The organism is Mesorhizobium sp. M0243 (assembly GCF_040321775.1).
GTDB lineage: Bacteria > Pseudomonadota > Alphaproteobacteria > Rhizobiales > Rhizobiaceae > Mesorhizobium.
Window position 1 is genome coordinate 180,810 of the sequence record NZ_JAMYSF010000008.1, and the last position, 14,121, is coordinate 194,930.

Sequence of the window (14,121 nt, forward strand, 5' to 3'; positions counted from 1 at the left end):
GGCCGGCCCCGCGGTCCTGCCTGTGCACACCATTGCAGCGGCGGCGCCTGTAAAAACGGGCATGCCGGCCGCCTTGTGAAACACTGTGTGGCCGGCAAAGCGAATAGACTGCCGTTATGGCTTGGCATTCGGCGCCGGATCGACTAGATGAGCCCCGCGCCTGTTGCTTCGGCTCAGGTGCGGGGAAGGGCGTTCGCTGGTTGGCGGCGCCGGCGCGGATTTCCACGCCTCAGCCCCAAGGGAGGTGCATCTCCCCAACCCGCACGGCGAAACCGGCCGACGCGACATGCATGGACGGAGAGGTGGCCGAGTGGTTGAAGGCGCACGCCTGGAAAGTGTGTTTACGGGAGACCGTAACGCGGGTTCGAATCCCGCTCTCTCCGCCAATTTGCACCCCAGCCGGAGTTGCCTGGAGCCGGCGCCCAGGGCACACGGACCAAGGCAATCCTCGTCGAGCGCCACGGAGGCCCCGACGTTCTGCAGCTTGCGGAGATCGGCTTGGCGCCGCCATCGCGTAGCGAGGTCCAGATCCGTCACACAATCATTGGGGTCAATTTCATCGACGTCTATTGCAGGACCGGCTATTTCGACCTCCTGCAGCCGCCAGGCGTTCCGGGCATGGAAGCCGCCGGTCTCATCGCAGCGGCCGGCCCGGAGGTTTCAGGCTTTTCAGTCGGCGACCGCATTGCCTATGCATGCCCGCCGGTCGGCGCCTACTGGCGCAGGCTGCCGACGCTCATCGCGATCTCGAGGCCAGGAGGACAACCAGGGCGCTTGTGCTGAAGGTGTGATAGTGTTGCCCCGGTGCTGTCATATTCTGAACAGGGCCGAATACCGGAGAATGGCAGCAAAACGGTCGATCATCTCGCCCTAGGCCGTGAACTCATAAATTGGGGAGACCGGGATCGGTGGGAAACGGACGCCGACTTCCTGTACCGAGCTGCTTGGATAGGCGCCATGGTCGCCAAGGTCTGACGATCCTTATTTCAACCGTACTCAGTCGCGGTAGCGCAGCGTTTCCAGCACGAGTGCGAAAGCCGGCGAGGGTTGGCGCCGGCTTGGATAGTACAGGTGATATCCCGGCCGGAGTGGGCACCAGTCCTCAAGAACACGCACCAGGCGACCCTCTTCAAGGGGGGAGGTCACTAGGTCCTCGGGCAGGTAGGCGAGCCCGAATCCCTCAAGGCTGGCCTGACGGATCATCGCGAGGGTGTTGAACGCTGCGTGTCCTTGAACGCGCACCTTTAACTCCCGCCCCTCCTGGCGAAACTCCCACGGTGCGAGCCCGCCTGTGGGCAGTCGCAGGGGTATGCACGCGTGATCGGCAAGGTCTTCAGGCGTGACCGGACGGGAGCGGCTTACGAAGTATGAAGGCGCTGCCACAACCGCCATGCGGAAGTCTGGTCCGATGCGCGCCGAGATCATGTCCTTGTCCACCTGTTCGCCAAGCCGCACACCCGCGTCGAAGCGATCGGCCGCAATGTCTGCCAAGCCGTAGTCATGGATGATCTCGACCCTGATGTCGGGATAGTCGCGCATGAGCCCGACCATGGCAGGCCAGATGATAGTCTCGCCGGCATGCTCCACGGTGGTGATCCGGACTGTGCCGGCCGGCTTGTCGCGCAGGGCGCTGAGGGCGGCAATTTCGCTTGCGATCTCATCGAACTTGGGAGCGATGCTTCGGAACAGACGATCCCCCGCTTCGGTGAGCGAGACGCTGCGGGTCGTGCGGGTCAGCAGCCTAACGCCGAGGCGCTCTTCCAGCGTCCGGATCGAATAGCTCAGAGCCGACTGCGACACCCCGAGCTTGGCGGCCGCCTTGGTGAAGCTGCGCTCGCGGGCGACGGCGATGAAGGTCAGGAAGTCATCCAGACTGTCGCGACGCATTCATCAACCCCACTTCTAAGCCCATGCAGATTATACCATCTAATTGCATGCCGCTAAAGGAGCTAACTTCCTGACCTCAAGGCCAGACGGTCCGGAGCAACTCTCCGCGCAATGCCTACCGTCCAACTGGCCACCGAAGGAGAACAAAATGAAGAAGGTAATCGTGGGCGCGCTCGCCGCCCTCACCATGATCGTGAGCCCTGCCGCCTTTGCTCAGGAAGCGACGGGCGCCGTCCCCCGCGCCTACATGATCGGCAGCTATGACATCAAGGATAAGGCGGTGTTTCAGCAGTACATCGAAGCCGCCTCGCCGCTCGTCACCAAGTATGGCGGCCGGGTGATCGTCTACAACCCCAATGTCACTGCCATCGAAGGAAGCTCGAGATCGGTGATAGCCATCGCCGAGTTCCCGAGCCTTGCTGACGCCCAGCGCTACTACAACTCGCCGGAATACACGGCGGCCCGGCAGTTTTTCACCAAATCGACCGAAGGATTTCGCATCATCACCGAAGGCGCCGGCCTTCCGCAGTGACGCAGTCCGCTGGCGGATGGATACCGGCATGGGCGGCGTCAGCCCCTGCTGGCCATCGCGTCCGAATTCGAGGCCGAGCTGCGGCCTGGAGAACAGGAGCCCAATATGAGTGTTTGGTTCATCACCGGCGCAGGCCGGGGCCTCGGTCTGGATATCGCCAAGGCCGCATTGGCGGCGGGCCACAAGGTGGTGGCAACCGGCCGCAACACGGAAAAGGTCGCAAGGGCCGTCGGAAAGTCCGAGAACGTCCTTATCGTCAAGCTGGACGTGACGAGCGCGGCCGACGCCGAAGCCGCTGCCCAGGCAACGCTTGACCGGTTTGGCCGCATCGACGTGCTGGTCAACAATGCGGCGAGTTTCTTTGCCGGGTATTTCGAAGAGCTGACCGCCGAACAGATGCAACTGCAGCTCAGCACCAGCCTCGTCGGTCCCATGAACGTGACGCGGGCCTTTCTGCCAGCGATGCGCAAGCAGCGGTCCGGCAGGGTCATTTCGATCTCTTCGACGGCCGGGCTAATGGGCTTCGAGTTCTGCACGGCCTATTCAGCCTCGAAGTTCGGCCTCGACGGCTGGATGGAGGCGCTGCAGACCGAAGTCGTGCCGTTCGGCATCGAGACGATGATCGTGAACCCGGGCTTTTTCCGCACCGAGCTTCTCACGGAAGAGTCGACCAACTATGCCGCGCCCTCCGTCGAGGACTACCATGAGCGGCGGACGGCGCAGATCGCCTTCTGGCGTTCTCAGAACGGCAAGCAGGGGGGTGATCCCGCCAAGCTTGCGAGCGCCCTAATCACGCTCACGGCTGAGGACGTGCTGCCCCAGCGTTTTCTTGCCGGTGCCGATGCCATTGCCACGGCAGAGCAGAAGATTGCCATTCTGCAGCAGCAGATCGATGCCTATCGCGAGCTCTCGAGTTCCCTCGCCGTCGACGAGAACGGTCGCAACTAACGACCCCTGCGGAACATCCGGACTTGCGGTGCTGGTGGCTGAACACAACTGCAATTCCGAGGTGAAGACTTCGTGGCTGCGGCAGCCCCAAAACCGCCACCTGTGGATTGATCAAATACGTCCGCTAAGAGGTCGATCGTCGACTGGCGGCTTTCCTATTGCAGCGGAATCTGATTCCAGACTCTGCATGAGCCGATATGACCTGACCGACTCCGAATGGCACGTGATCGAGCCACTTTTGCCCAAAAGGCCACGAAGGGTGCCGCGTGTCGATGATCGGCGCGTGCTAAACGGCATCTTCTGGTGCTGCGATCCGGTGCGCCTTGGCGGGATCTACCAGAGCGGTATGGTCCACGCACCACCTGTTACAATCCCTTCGTCCGATGGCGGAAAGCAGGCGTGTGGGACCGCCTCATGGAGGCTATCATCAAAGTCCATGACGGCAAGGTGCAGATGATCGACACCTCTATTGCTCGCGTCCACCAGCAGGGCGCGACGGCAAAAAAGGGGGATCGAGATCATTGTCTCGGTCGTTCCCGAGGCGGGCTGACAACCAAAATCCATGCTCTTGTCGACGCCAAAGGCATGCCGATCAAATTGATGCTCACGGCAGGTCAGATGAGTGATATTGCCTCGGCAGCGGACCTGATCACGGATCTGCCGGAGGGTGCCATGCTACTCGCCGACAAGGGCTATGATGCCAACGCCTTGCGTAATGCGGTCAGCAAGCGAAAAGCATGGGCCAACATCCCGCCCAAGGCCAACCGCAAGGACCCAATCTGCTTCAGCCCCTTCTTGTATAAGGCCGCAACTTGGTTGAGCGCTTCTTCAACAAAGCCAAGCAGTTCCGCCGCATCGCAACCCGCTACGACAAGTTGGCTGAGAACTATCTTACCGCGCTCAAACTCGTCGCAATCCGCATCTGGCTACGCGGTAATGAGTCTACGTCCTAGATCACCGCTTCCTCGAGGAACGGCTCGTTGCGCTCTATGCGCTCGTAACAGAACGGCGACAGATCGAGCGTCTGGAAAGCCCCGTGAACGATGAGTTCTGAAACTCCCCGGCCCACGGCTGGCGACTGTTGCAGCCCGTGCCCCGAGAAGCCGTTGGCAAACATGAAATTGGTCACCTGCGGGTGGAAGCCGACGATGCCATTGTGGTCGAGCATGTTGTACTCGTAGTGGCCGGTCCAACTGGTCTGGACCTTGAGGGCATCGAAGGCCGGGACGCGATGCCAGAGCGCCGGCCAGATATATTCGTCGAACTCTTCATACTGCATTTCGAAGTCGTCGTAGCCGGCCGGCCCGTCGCCCTGCGGGGTGTTGCCGGTGAGAAAAAGCTCGCCTTCCGGGCGCACGAATGTACCGGAAAGGTCGATGACGTTGGGCATCCGGCCAGGGATCGGATTGGCACTGGCGAAGACGAAGCTGTAGCGCTTGTACGGCGCGACCGGGATCGACAGGCCGGCCATGGCTGCGACCTGTTGCGCGCGCGGACCCGCGGCGTTGACCAATGTTCCGCAGGCGATCGTCTGGCCGGTCGCGAGGCGCACTGAGACGACCCGCCCGTTGGCGATGCCAAGCTCCGTCACGGCATTGTCGATATACTCGACACCGCTGGCGCGGGCGGCTCGGCGGAAACCGTTCATCAGCCCCATGGAATCGAACCAGCCCTCTTCCCGGGCCCCCCAGGAACCGCCGCCGAGATCATCCACGTTGAGCCAGGGAAAGCGATCCTTCAGCGGGCCCGGCTCGAGGAAGACAGTGTGAGCCCCGAGACTTCGCTGCAGGTCGACGCGCTCGCGGGCCGCTTCGACGCCGTCCGGGGAGCAGCAGTAGAGATAGCCGTGCTCACGAAAGCCGAGATCGGGCGCCGGCTCGTCCTTGTAGAAGGGTGCCATGCGCTCATGGAAGGTGCGGATGACCTCAATGCCGAACTGGCTGATCTTCACATTGATCGGATTGGAATATTGCTGCCGGATCGCGCTGGTGGACAGCGCTGTCGATGAAAACTCGTAACTGCTATCGCGCTCGACCACGAGGATCGAGGCACCGCTGCCCAGCGCCTGGCTCAGCCAGTAGGCCGTGGACGAGCCGACAACCGCTCCGCCGACGATGACGATGTCGTAGGCGTTGCGCGATGGCGCTTTGTAAGGCGGGATCGCCATGGCTCCGACTCCAAGCTACTGGTTGAACAAAGCGATCAGGGCATCCGAGCCCCGCGCAAGAAGGCCAAGGTCCGAACCGACGGCAACCATGGTGAAGCCTTCGGCAAGGTAGCGGTCGGCATCGGCCCTCGCCGGCGCCAGGATGCCGCTTGCCTTGCCTGCCGCCGTTGCGGCCTGACGCACGGACGAGATTGCCTCCTGGACATGTGCCGCGCCGGGATTGCCCATCGCGCCCATATTGGTGGAAAGATCGCCGGGACCGACGAAGAGAACGTCGACGCCGTCGACCGCCGCGATCTCGGCGGCATTCGCCACGCCCAATTCATCCTCAATCTGCACGGCGAGAAGCTGCTGCTCACGCGCCTTGGCGTGGTAGCCGGCGATGCGGCCGAAGGCGTTGGCGCGGTGACCGACCGAGAAGCCGCGAAATCCGCCGGGCGCATAGGTCATTGCCGCGACGATGGCGCGGGCCTGATCGGCGGTCCGTACATTGGGGATCATCAGGCTGCGTGCGCCGATATCCAGCGCCTGCTTGATCAGATTGGGATCGTCGGAGGGCAGCCTGACGACAGCCTCGCTGTCGAAGCCGCCCATCACCTGAAGCTGCGCCATGATGCTGCGCAGATGGTTGGGGCTGTGCTCGCCGTCGATCAGCACCCAATCGGCTCCGGAGCCGGCGACGATCTCCGTGGTGAGCGCCGAAGCCAGCGAGCACCAGATGCCGATGTGAGCCTGGCCAGCCGCTGTGGCAGCTTTCAGCGTGTTGAGGCGTTCTTGCATCTTGCCATCATCTCCAATCATCTGGATTGAAATTTGTATGATGTCCTATATCATATGGCTACAAAACGCTGCAAGATGCGATGTACGGACTTTTGAATGGGAGCTGGAGAATGAGGATCGGGTTCATCGGGCTTGGCGTCATGGGAGCACCGATGGCGCGCCACCTGGCCGATGCCGGGCATGAGATCGTCACCGTTCTCAATCGCTCCCCTCTACCGCAGGGCCTGACCGCATCGGTCGTCGCGTCCGCCGCCGAAGTGGCACGGCGGTCCGAGATCATCGTCACCATGCTGCCCGACACGCCTGACGTCGAACGCGTCCTGTTGGGCGAGGACGGCGTCCTGGAAGGACTGTCAGCCGGCAAGCTGGTCGTCGACATGAGCTCGATCAGCCCCATCGCCACGGCGGCGTTCGCGGCGAAACTGCGAGATAAGGGAGCCGGCTACCTCGACGCCCCGGTCTCGGGTGGCGAGGTCGGCGCCAAGGCGGCAAGCCTCACCATCATGGTCGGCGGCCCGGCCGCCGAGTTCGAGCGGGCGCTGCCGATCTTTGAGACACTCGGCAAGAACGTCACTTTGATCGGCGAGCAGAATGGCGCCGGGCAGACCTGCAAGATCGCCAACCAGATCATCGTCGCGCTCAACATCGAGGCCGTGGCCGAAGCGCTTGTCTTCGCCAGCAAGGCCGGGTGCGACCCGACGAAGGTGCGCGGCGCCCTGATGGGTGGCTTCGCCGCTTCCCGCGTCCTGGAAGTGCATGGCCAGCGCATGATCGACCGGACCTTCGCCCCAGGCTTCCGCATCAAGCTCCACCAGAAGGATCTCAACCTGGCGCTTGACAGCGCCCGCGTCCTTGGCGTGGCGCTGCCGAACACCGCCATGGCGCAGCAACTGATGAATGCCTGTTCAGGCCATCCAGGCGGCGCCGAGGCCAATCACTCGTCTCTCGTCCGGGCGCTGGAGATCCTCAGCGGCCACGAACTGTCAAAAGAAAAGGAGTAAAACCGATGCGCGGAACCGGCAAGGCCGAGATCTTCGTGATGCTGGCCCATCCCGTGGCCCATGCCAAGAGCCCCGGCATATTCAACGAGATCTTCGAGCAGAAGGGCCTCGACAGCCTCATGGTGCCCTTGAGCTGCCGCCCGGAGGATTTCGAGACCTTCTGGGCCGGCATCACGGCAGCCGAGAATATCAGGGGCGTGATCATTTCGGTGCCGTACAAGGTTGCGGTCTACCACAAATGCTCCGCCGCGCATGACCGCGCCGCGCGGGTGGAAAGCGCCAACTCGGTGCGACGGCTGCCGGATGGCAGCTGGTATGCCGACAATTTCGACGGCGTCGGCTTCATCGATGCGCTCAAGGCAAACGGACATCAGATCGCCGGCCGCCGCATTCTTCAAGTCGGTGCCGGTGGCGCCGGTGCCTCGCTCGCCTATTGTCTCGCGGAAGCCGGCGCCCACGAAATCCGCCTTACCGACATCGATACGGCGCGTGCCGAGAAACTGGCGGCGCTGGTTGGCCGCGCGTTCCCGAAATGCCGCATCCAGGTCGGAGAGGCCGAGCCTTCCGGCATGCATATGGCGATCAACGCCACACCTGTCGGCATGCATGCCGGCGATCCGCTGCCGCTTGACGTCAGCCGGCTGACCCCGGATATGACGGTCGTGGACATCATCATGGAGCCTGCGGAAACCGCTCTGCTGCGGGCGGCCAAGGGGGTCGGCTGCCGCGTTCAACCGGGACGCCCGATGATGGATTTCCAGGTCCGGGCGATGTCCGAATTCTTCGACATCGAAGGCAAGGACCGCGGCCATGGCTGAGACACCGACTGCCGTCGTCATCGGCGGCACGTCCGGCATCGGACGCGCTATCGCGCAGCGCTTCGCCGAAGACGGTTATCATGTGGTCGTCTCCGGCCGGGATGCGACGAGGGGCAATGAGGCGGCCGGCTCCTGCCAGGCGGCAGGCGCGCCGCGTGCGCTGTTTGTCCAGACAGATGTAGCAGATAGCGGCTCAGTCGAGGCTCTGGCACGGATTGTCAGCGACGGGTTCGGCACGCCTCACGTCGTCGTCAACTGCGCCGGCATCTTGCAGAGCGGCAAGTACGTCCTTGATCAGGATCTGGACGAGGACGAGAAGATGTGGCGGGTGAATTATCGCGGCACGCTGTTGGGGTGCCAGGTGTTTGGCCGGCTGATGTCGGCCGCCCGGCGAGGCGCGATCCTGAATGTCGGCTCGCTCGCCTCTTTCGCGCCGCTGTCGCTGCCGGCCTACACGCCGGGAAAGCATGCGGTCCTGGCCCTGACCCAGATCCTCGCCGCCGAACTCGGCCCGCATGGCGTTCGCGTCAATGCGGTCGCGCCCGGCTATACACTTTCCGATGGTTTGAAGACCAAGATCGCCAAGGGTGAACGCAACCCCGAAGCCATACAGGCCACCACGGCACTGCGACGCTTCGTCGAGCCGCGCGATGTCGCCGAGGCGGCATTGTTCCTCTGCTCGGAGCGCGCCGCTTCGATTACCGGCGTCACCTTGCCGGTCGACGCCGGCTGGCTGGTTCAGGCGCCTTACGCACAATATCTGCAGGGAAATCCCATCCGGCAAACGCCGGCTATCTGACAAGGATAATCCAGTGAGCAATATCCGGCCAGTGAGCGACATCCAGCGCTTCGACTTCGATACCCGCATCCACCACGGCGTCATCCATAACGGCACGCTCTACCTCACCGGCCAGGTCGCGAGGCCCGGCCAGTCCGCGGCCGACCAGATGCGCGAGGTGCTCGGCAAGATCGATGCGCTGCTTGGCAAGGAGGACACGGACAAGACCCGCATCCTTCATGTGCAGATGTGGCTGGACGACATCAGGGATTTCGACGAAGTCAACGCGGTGTGGGACGCCTGGATGCCCGGGGAGCACGCACCGGCGCGCTCATCGGGCGAAGGACGGATGGCGAAGCCCGGAATGCTGGTCGAACTGATCGTCACCGCGGCGGTTTGAATGGTCCTGCCGGTTCGGGCATCATCCCGAATCTGGCGAGAGGGAGACTGATGACGAAGCGCAAGCCGCTTTCCACCGTCGTGGCGGAGAGCCTGTCCGAGAAGATCCGTTCCGGACAGCTGCTGCCCGGCGCGCAATTGCCGACAGAGGCGGAGCTTTGCGCCGAGTACGATGTCAGCCGCACGGTGGTGCGGGAAGCTGTGGCGCGACTACGTTCCGAAGGCCTGGTGGTGCCGCAGCAGGGGCGCGGCATGTTCGTCAGCGAGACGCCGGCGCCGCGCAACTTCTCGATACCGGACGAAGCGCTCAGGACCTTGCCGGAAACCATTGCGCTGCTCGAGCTGAGGTTGAGCGTCGAGGTGGAGTCGGCGGGATTGTGCGCGGAACGGCGCACCGATGCGGAAGCCAGCGTGATCCGCACCTTGATGGAACAGGTCGACGCCCAGCAGGCCGATCCCGCCGTCGTCCAGATCCACTACGACTATGATTTCCACCTGGCGATCGCCAAGGCGGCACGAAATGAATTCATCCACGGTTTCCTAGGCTATCTCGGGCCGATGATCGTGCCGCGCTTCCAGCTCGGCTATCTGGTCACGCCCGAACTCAAGGACAGCTACTACGCGCGCATACACAGCGAACATAAGACGATCGTCGACGCCATCGAAAGGCAGGATGGCCGCGCCGCCCGCCAGGCCATGCGCAAGCACCTGCACAACAGCCTCGGGCGGGTGCGCGCCCTGGCCCGAGCCTCTGGCGTGGAGGCAATCGAAGCCGAGCAGAAGGCGGCGGCGGCCTCACTTTTCACCGACATGAAAAGGCCTGTCTCGACAGGCGGATGAGGCCTCGGCGAATTCGATCGCATCGGCGCGCCTGAGCCGAAAATTAGACATCCGTTGCGAAAGCCGTGTTTTTTGTTCCGTCACCGGCTGCGCGGGTTTCCCAAGGGTTGAAGGCGCCAGCTTGCCAGCGTTTCCCTGGGTTTTCGGCTGCTGCGGTTAAACCAACACCCCAAGGGATTTTGGAGGCGTTCGAAATTTTCGAAAGTTTATCTTTCCTTTTTGCTGGTTTTCTTGGTTTCGCGGCATCGGCCCGGGCCGCAAACTGAAAACAGACAATCAGGAAAGTCCACGTGACGACAGCCTTCATCACCGGTGCGACGAGCGGCATAGGGCGGGCCATAGCGATCGCGCTGAGCGACGCCGGCTACGACGTCTATGCGGTCGGGCGCAGCCAGGCCGCGCTCAAGGAGCTGCAGGCACAGCGGTCCGGCATCGTGCCGATTGCCGTCGACGTCACCGACCGCGAGGCCCTGGAAGCGGCCCTGGCGGATCTCACCATCGACGTGCTGATCAACAATGCCGGGGTCATGCCGCCGCTCGGCAACTTCGCCGATATGAAGATCGCTGACATCGACACCACGCTCGAGGTGAACCTCAGCGCGGCAATCCTGCTCACGCGCCTCGTCGTCCCGCAAATGCGCGAGCGGCAGTCCGGGCATATATTGTTCACCGGCTCCACAGCGGGCCACGCGGCATACTCCAACATTGCCGTCTATTCAGCGACCAAGGCGGCGATATCAGGCTTTGCAGCAGCGCTGCGCGCCGACCTCTCCCCATCAGGCGTACGCGTCACCGAGATCGTTGCCGGCCGTGTCGAGACGCAGCTCTACCAGGACATCCTCGACGCCAACGCGCGCGCAGCCATGTACGCCAGCAAAGTGGTGCAACCGGATGACGTGGCCAGGATGGTCGTCGCTGTGCTTGGGCTCCCCGCATGGGCCGACGTTACCCGTTTCGACATCATGCCGACTTGGCCAACCTCGCCAAGCGGTACCAAGTAAGGAAAACCGGGATGAAAGATCTTTCCGTTCTGATCGTTGGCGGTGGTGCCGGCCTCGGTGCCCTCTTAGCCGAGATGGCTGTCGAGGCCGGGGCGGCAAAGATCGGCATCATCGACATCAACCAGGAAGCCGCCGAGTCCGCGCTGGCGACCGCGAAGGCCAGCGGACTGCCTACCGCGACCGCCCTTTGCGACATCCAGGTAGGCCCACAGTGCCACGCCGCATTCGAGGCGATCGTTTCGAAACTCGGGCGCGTCGACACGCTGATCAATTGTGCCGCGATCTACCCTCGCCGCCCGCTCCTCGAAATCACCGACGCCGACTGGGATGCCTCCAACGGCATCAACATCAAGGGCACCTACCACATGATGGTGGCGGCGGTTCGCCACATGCAATCGCAGGAGCCGAAGAGCCACGTCCGCGGGCGGATCGTGAACCTGACCTCGGTCGACGCCTTCAAGGCGCATCCGCAGAACGCTCATTATGCGGCGACCAAGGCCGCCGTCGTCAGCCTTACCCGATCCTTTGCCCATCACGTGGCGAAGGACGGCATTCTGGTGAATTCGGTGGCGCCGGCCGGCATGGCGACGGAGAAGGCAAAAGCGCTCGGCTTCCTGGAGGAACTGGCCAAGGCGAGCCCGCTCGGCCGCGGTGCCGAGCCAAAGGAAATTGCCGAATGGGTGCTGATGACGGGCAGCCCCAAGAACACTTACATGACCGGTGAAAACGTAATTGTTTCAGGTGGTTACATATACGCCTGAGCCTGTTTCGCCGCAGGCGACTGAACTCTGGCAGTGCATGACCGAGGCAGTGCATGACCGACCGGCCACAAGCAGGGAAAGGAACGGGATTTTCGATGACCGGCAAGCTGCGCCTTCCCTCGCTGAATGCTCTGCGCGTGTTCCACGCGGTCGCGCAGCACAAGAGCTTTCGGCAGGCGGCGGATGAATTGCTGGTCACGCCGCAGGCCGTCGGACAGCAGATCAAGCTTCTGGAGGATACGCTCCAGGTAACGCTGTTCGAGCGTAAGGGCCGGTCGATCGAACTGACCGAGTCGGCCATTCTTCTGTCGCACTATGTCAAGGCCGGCTTCAACGAGTTTGCCGAAGGCGTTCGCCGCGTCACCAAGTCGAACTATCGGGACCGCATCAACCTGAATGCGAGCCCATACTTCGCCACGCACTATCTCCTGCCGCGGCTTTCGTTGTTCCGGGAAATCGTGCCGGGCGCGGATCTGCGCCTGACGACGATGGTCGACCTGCCCGATTTCGGGCGCGACGATATCGATATGACGGTCCAGTGGGGCTACGGCAACTGGTCCGACTATGAAACCACGTTGCTGGTGCCGGACCCGAAGATCATCTGCTGCACGCCGGCGATCGGCGAAAGGATCAAGTCGGCGCATGATCTGACACAGTTCACGTTGCTCGACACCGTCAAGTCGAAGCGTCTGTGGCCGGACATATTGCGCCACCTTGGCGTGGAACTGACGGATGGCGACCGCAGCATCAGCTTCGACGACGCCGCGACCATGCGCCGGGCGACCTTGCAAGGCATAGGTGTGGGCTTGGTTTCCGTCATCGACGCCGAGGAAGATTTCCGGGCGGGCACGCTGGTCGCGCCGATCGGCCGCGACGCCATTGCTGATATGAAGCCAGAGGAAGTCCCGGGCTTCTATCTTGTCGTCCCGCGCGGACATCTGCGTGTGAAGGCGGTCGCCGCACTTCACCGATGGCTGGCTCAGCAGGACTGGCGCGGCGACCTCACGATTTCCTCGTTACCGAAACCGGCCCCGCTTTCCGACTAGAAGCGGCTTCGAGACCGAGGCCTGAAAGACGCTTTTCGGGCCTCCAACAACAAGAAACCAAACAACCTCAACAGTGGAGACGGAACATGAAAATGATGAAATGGGGGGCTTCGGCCCTGGCCCTTGGCCTCGTGCATTTTGCGGCGCCGGCGGAAGCCGCCGGCGGCAAGACGCTCGAAACCGTCAAGGCACGCGGCATGCTGAACTGCACCGGCCATGACGGCTCCTATCTCGGCTTCGCCGAGGTGGACGACAAGGGCAACTGGAAGGGCATGGACATCGATCTCTGCAAGGCGGTAGCCGCGGCCGTGTTCGGCGACCCGGCGAAGCTGAAGGTCGTTCCGATCAGCTGGGCCCAGCGCTGGCCGGCCTTGCAGTCCGGCGATGTCGACATCATCATCAAGGCCTCGGGCGGCACGCTCAGCCGCGACACCGAACTTGGGCTGCAGTTCTCCATGTCCTACTATCTCGGGACCACCAAGGTGATGGCGCACAAGGAGCTGAACCTCAAGTCGCTCAAGGATGCCGCAGGCGGCACGATCTGCATTCCCGCCGGCACCTCGCAGGAACAGCAGGTCGCTGCCTATACGGCCAAGCTCGGCATCAAGCTCGAACCGGTGCTCATCGAGAAGACCGAGGAGCTCGAGCAGGCCTATTTCTCGGGACGCTGCGATCTTTATGCGCAGTGGGGTCCGACACTGGCCATTGCGCGCATCGCCAAGAGCAAGGTCGACGACCACGTCATTCTGCCCGACGTGCTCGCCGTCGAGCCTGAAGTCATGATCATGCGGCAAGGCGACGACAACTGGGTCGACATCGCCAACTGGACGCTGAGCACGCTGATCTTTGCCGAGCAGGAAGGTATTACCTCGAAGAACGTCGACGAGATAAAGGCCAAGCCGACCTCACCGCAGGTCGCCAAATTCCTCGGCGTCACGCCAGGCATGGGCAAAGGTCTCGGGCTCTCCGACGACTGGGCCTACAAGGTGATCAAGAACGTCGGCAACTACGGCGAAATCTTCGATCGCGATCTCGGCAAGGACTCGCCCTACAAGATGGATCGCGAACTGACCAATTTGTGGAACAATGGCGGTGTCCTGTTCCCGCTGGTTGTCGATTGATCCGTTCTGAACGCATCCCACTCCAGGTCCCGCCCGGCTCCC

At 62.7% G+C, this 14,121-nt stretch carries 16 protein-coding genes, 1 tRNA gene and 1 pseudogene; 14 read left to right on the top strand and 4 right to left on the bottom strand.

Going from position 1 to position 14,121, the window contains the following annotated elements; translation table 11 throughout:
• The first annotated feature begins 296 nt into the window (after positions 1-296).
• Together NKJ11_RS13535 and NKJ11_RS13540 are read left to right on the top strand one after the other, a co-directional pair.
• Positions 297-386, top strand: a tRNA-Ser gene (locus NKJ11_RS13535).
• A 112-nt stretch (positions 387-498) separates the two neighbouring features.
• The gene (locus tag NKJ11_RS13540) at positions 499-783 is read left to right on the top strand and encodes an alcohol dehydrogenase catalytic domain-containing protein (protein WP_352722296.1); all 285 of its coding nucleotides are present in this window, start codon (positions 499-501) and stop codon (positions 781-783) included.
• Between the two features lie 213 nt (positions 784-996).
• Here NKJ11_RS13540 and NKJ11_RS13545 read toward each other — a convergent pair whose 3' ends face one another.
• Complete coding sequence (locus NKJ11_RS13545) at positions 997-1,887, bottom strand: LysR family transcriptional regulator (protein WP_128303181.1); 891 nt, start codon at positions 1,885-1,887, stop codon at positions 997-999.
• A gap of 148 nt (positions 1,888-2,035) precedes the next feature.
• Between NKJ11_RS13545 and NKJ11_RS13550 the strand changes: the two genes are divergently transcribed.
• From NKJ11_RS13550 to NKJ11_RS13560, 3 genes and pseudogenes are all read left to right on the top strand, one after another.
• On the top strand, positions 2,036-2,419 hold the full coding sequence (locus tag NKJ11_RS13550) for a DUF1330 domain-containing protein (protein ID WP_127290690.1): 384 nt from the start codon (positions 2,036-2,038) through the stop codon (positions 2,417-2,419).
• A gap of 105 nt (positions 2,420-2,524) precedes the next feature.
• On the top strand, positions 2,525-3,367 hold the full coding sequence (locus NKJ11_RS13555) for an SDR family oxidoreductase (protein WP_352793498.1): 843 nt from the start codon (positions 2,525-2,527) through the stop codon (positions 3,365-3,367).
• A 187-nt stretch (positions 3,368-3,554) separates the two neighbouring features.
• Positions 3,555-4,320, top strand: a pseudogene (locus NKJ11_RS13560) (IS5 family transposase).
• On the opposite strand, the gene NKJ11_RS13565 reads toward NKJ11_RS13560, so the two are convergent.
• Together NKJ11_RS13565 and NKJ11_RS13570 are read right to left on the bottom strand one after the other, a co-directional pair.
• The gene (locus NKJ11_RS13565; protein WP_352793499.1) at positions 4,317-5,534 is read right to left on the bottom strand and encodes an NAD(P)/FAD-dependent oxidoreductase; all 1,218 of its coding nucleotides are present in this window, start codon (positions 5,532-5,534) and stop codon (positions 4,317-4,319) included. The pseudogene NKJ11_RS13560 and the gene NKJ11_RS13565 overlap by 4 nt on opposite strands.
• A 15-nt stretch (positions 5,535-5,549) precedes the next feature.
• On the bottom strand, positions 5,550-6,314 hold the full coding sequence (locus tag NKJ11_RS13570) for an HpcH/HpaI aldolase family protein (protein WP_128303178.1): 765 nt from the start codon (positions 6,312-6,314) through the stop codon (positions 5,550-5,552).
• Positions 6,315-6,424: 110 nt separating this feature from the next.
• On the opposite strand from NKJ11_RS13570, the gene NKJ11_RS13575 reads away from it, so the two are divergent.
• The 5 genes from NKJ11_RS13575 to NKJ11_RS13595 are packed head-to-tail and all read left to right on the top strand — an operon-like array spanning position 6,425 to position 10,150.
• On the top strand, positions 6,425-7,315 hold the full coding sequence (locus NKJ11_RS13575) for a 2-hydroxy-3-oxopropionate reductase (RefSeq protein WP_352793500.1): 891 nt from the start codon (positions 6,425-6,427) through the stop codon (positions 7,313-7,315).
• Positions 7,316-7,320: 5 nt separating this feature from the next.
• The gene (locus NKJ11_RS13580) at positions 7,321-8,133 is read left to right on the top strand and encodes a shikimate dehydrogenase family protein (protein WP_352793501.1); all 813 of its coding nucleotides are present in this window, start codon (positions 7,321-7,323) and stop codon (positions 8,131-8,133) included.
• Complete coding sequence (locus NKJ11_RS13585; RefSeq protein ID WP_128303177.1) at positions 8,126-8,932, top strand: SDR family NAD(P)-dependent oxidoreductase; 807 nt, start codon at positions 8,126-8,128, stop codon at positions 8,930-8,932. Before NKJ11_RS13580 ends, NKJ11_RS13585 begins: the two co-directional genes overlap by 8 nt.
• A 13-nt stretch (positions 8,933-8,945) precedes the next feature.
• On the top strand, positions 8,946-9,311 hold the full coding sequence (locus NKJ11_RS13590; RefSeq protein WP_502905794.1) for a RidA family protein: 366 nt from the start codon (positions 8,946-8,948) through the stop codon (positions 9,309-9,311).
• Between the two features lie 50 nt (positions 9,312-9,361).
• Complete coding sequence (locus NKJ11_RS13595; RefSeq protein WP_032908872.1) at positions 9,362-10,150, top strand: FadR/GntR family transcriptional regulator; 789 nt, start codon at positions 9,362-9,364, stop codon at positions 10,148-10,150.
• A 43-nt stretch (positions 10,151-10,193) separates the two neighbouring features.
• Here NKJ11_RS13595 and NKJ11_RS13600 read toward each other — a convergent pair whose 3' ends face one another.
• Complete coding sequence (locus tag NKJ11_RS13600) at positions 10,194-10,457, bottom strand: hypothetical protein (RefSeq protein WP_128303176.1); 264 nt, start codon at positions 10,455-10,457, stop codon at positions 10,194-10,196.
• Here NKJ11_RS13600 and NKJ11_RS13605 point away from each other — a divergent pair.
• The 4 genes from NKJ11_RS13605 (at position 10,441) to NKJ11_RS13620 (ending at position 14,079) form a co-directional block, all read left to right on the top strand.
• Positions 10,441-11,151 (top strand): SDR family oxidoreductase, encoded by a 711-nt coding sequence (locus NKJ11_RS13605; RefSeq protein WP_352793502.1) that lies wholly within the window; start codon positions 10,441-10,443, stop codon positions 11,149-11,151. The genes NKJ11_RS13600 and NKJ11_RS13605 overlap by 17 nt on opposite strands.
• 11 nt (positions 11,152-11,162) lie before the next feature.
• Entirely contained in the window at positions 11,163-11,912 is a 750-nt protein-coding gene (locus NKJ11_RS13610; RefSeq protein WP_127271850.1) for an SDR family NAD(P)-dependent oxidoreductase, read from the top strand.
• A 95-nt stretch (positions 11,913-12,007) separates the two neighbouring features.
• Positions 12,008-12,958, top strand: a complete 951-nt coding sequence (locus NKJ11_RS13615) for a LysR substrate-binding domain-containing protein (protein WP_352793504.1) — start codon at positions 12,008-12,010, stop codon at positions 12,956-12,958.
• A gap of 86 nt (positions 12,959-13,044) precedes the next feature.
• On the top strand, positions 13,045-14,079 hold the full coding sequence (locus NKJ11_RS13620) for an amino acid ABC transporter substrate-binding protein (protein ID WP_023810153.1): 1,035 nt from the start codon (positions 13,045-13,047) through the stop codon (positions 14,077-14,079).
• The last annotated feature ends 42 nt before the right edge of the window (positions 14,080-14,121 follow it).

What these genes read in the sequence shown, in the direction of transcription:
- NKJ11_RS13610 (WP_127271850.1), top strand. Translation starts at nt 11,163, where the DNA reads ATGAAAGATCTTTCCGTTCTGATCGTTGGCGGTGGTGCCGGCCTCGGT.
- NKJ11_RS13615 (WP_352793504.1), top strand. Translation starts at nt 12,008, where the DNA reads ATGACCGGCAAGCTGCGCCTTCCCTCGCTGAATGCTCTGCGCGTGTTC.
- NKJ11_RS13600 (WP_128303176.1), bottom strand. Translation starts at nt 10,457, where the DNA reads ATGAAGGCTGTCGTCACGTGGACTTTCCTGATTGTCTGTTTTCAGTTT.
- NKJ11_RS13580 (WP_352793501.1), top strand. Translation starts at nt 7,321, where the DNA reads ATGCGCGGAACCGGCAAGGCCGAGATCTTCGTGATGCTGGCCCATCCC.
- NKJ11_RS13565 (WP_352793499.1), bottom strand. Translation starts at nt 5,534, where the DNA reads ATGGCGATCCCGCCTTACAAAGCGCCATCGCGCAACGCCTACGACATC.
- NKJ11_RS13545 (WP_128303181.1), bottom strand. Translation starts at nt 1,887, where the DNA reads ATGCGTCGCGACAGTCTGGATGACTTCCTGACCTTCATCGCCGTCGCC.
- NKJ11_RS13620 (WP_023810153.1), top strand. Translation starts at nt 13,045, where the DNA reads ATGAAAATGATGAAATGGGGGGCTTCGGCCCTGGCCCTTGGCCTCGTG.
- NKJ11_RS13570 (WP_128303178.1), bottom strand. Translation starts at nt 6,314, where the DNA reads ATGCAAGAACGCCTCAACACGCTGAAAGCTGCCACAGCGGCTGGCCAG.
- NKJ11_RS13555 (WP_352793498.1), top strand. Translation starts at nt 2,525, where the DNA reads ATGAGTGTTTGGTTCATCACCGGCGCAGGCCGGGGCCTCGGTCTGGAT.
- NKJ11_RS13575 (WP_352793500.1), top strand. Translation starts at nt 6,425, where the DNA reads ATGAGGATCGGGTTCATCGGGCTTGGCGTCATGGGAGCACCGATGGCG.
- NKJ11_RS13595 (WP_032908872.1), top strand. Translation starts at nt 9,362, where the DNA reads ATGACGAAGCGCAAGCCGCTTTCCACCGTCGTGGCGGAGAGCCTGTCC.
- NKJ11_RS13585 (WP_128303177.1), top strand. Translation starts at nt 8,126, where the DNA reads ATGGCTGAGACACCGACTGCCGTCGTCATCGGCGGCACGTCCGGCATC.
- NKJ11_RS13550 (WP_127290690.1), top strand. Translation starts at nt 2,036, where the DNA reads ATGAAGAAGGTAATCGTGGGCGCGCTCGCCGCCCTCACCATGATCGTG.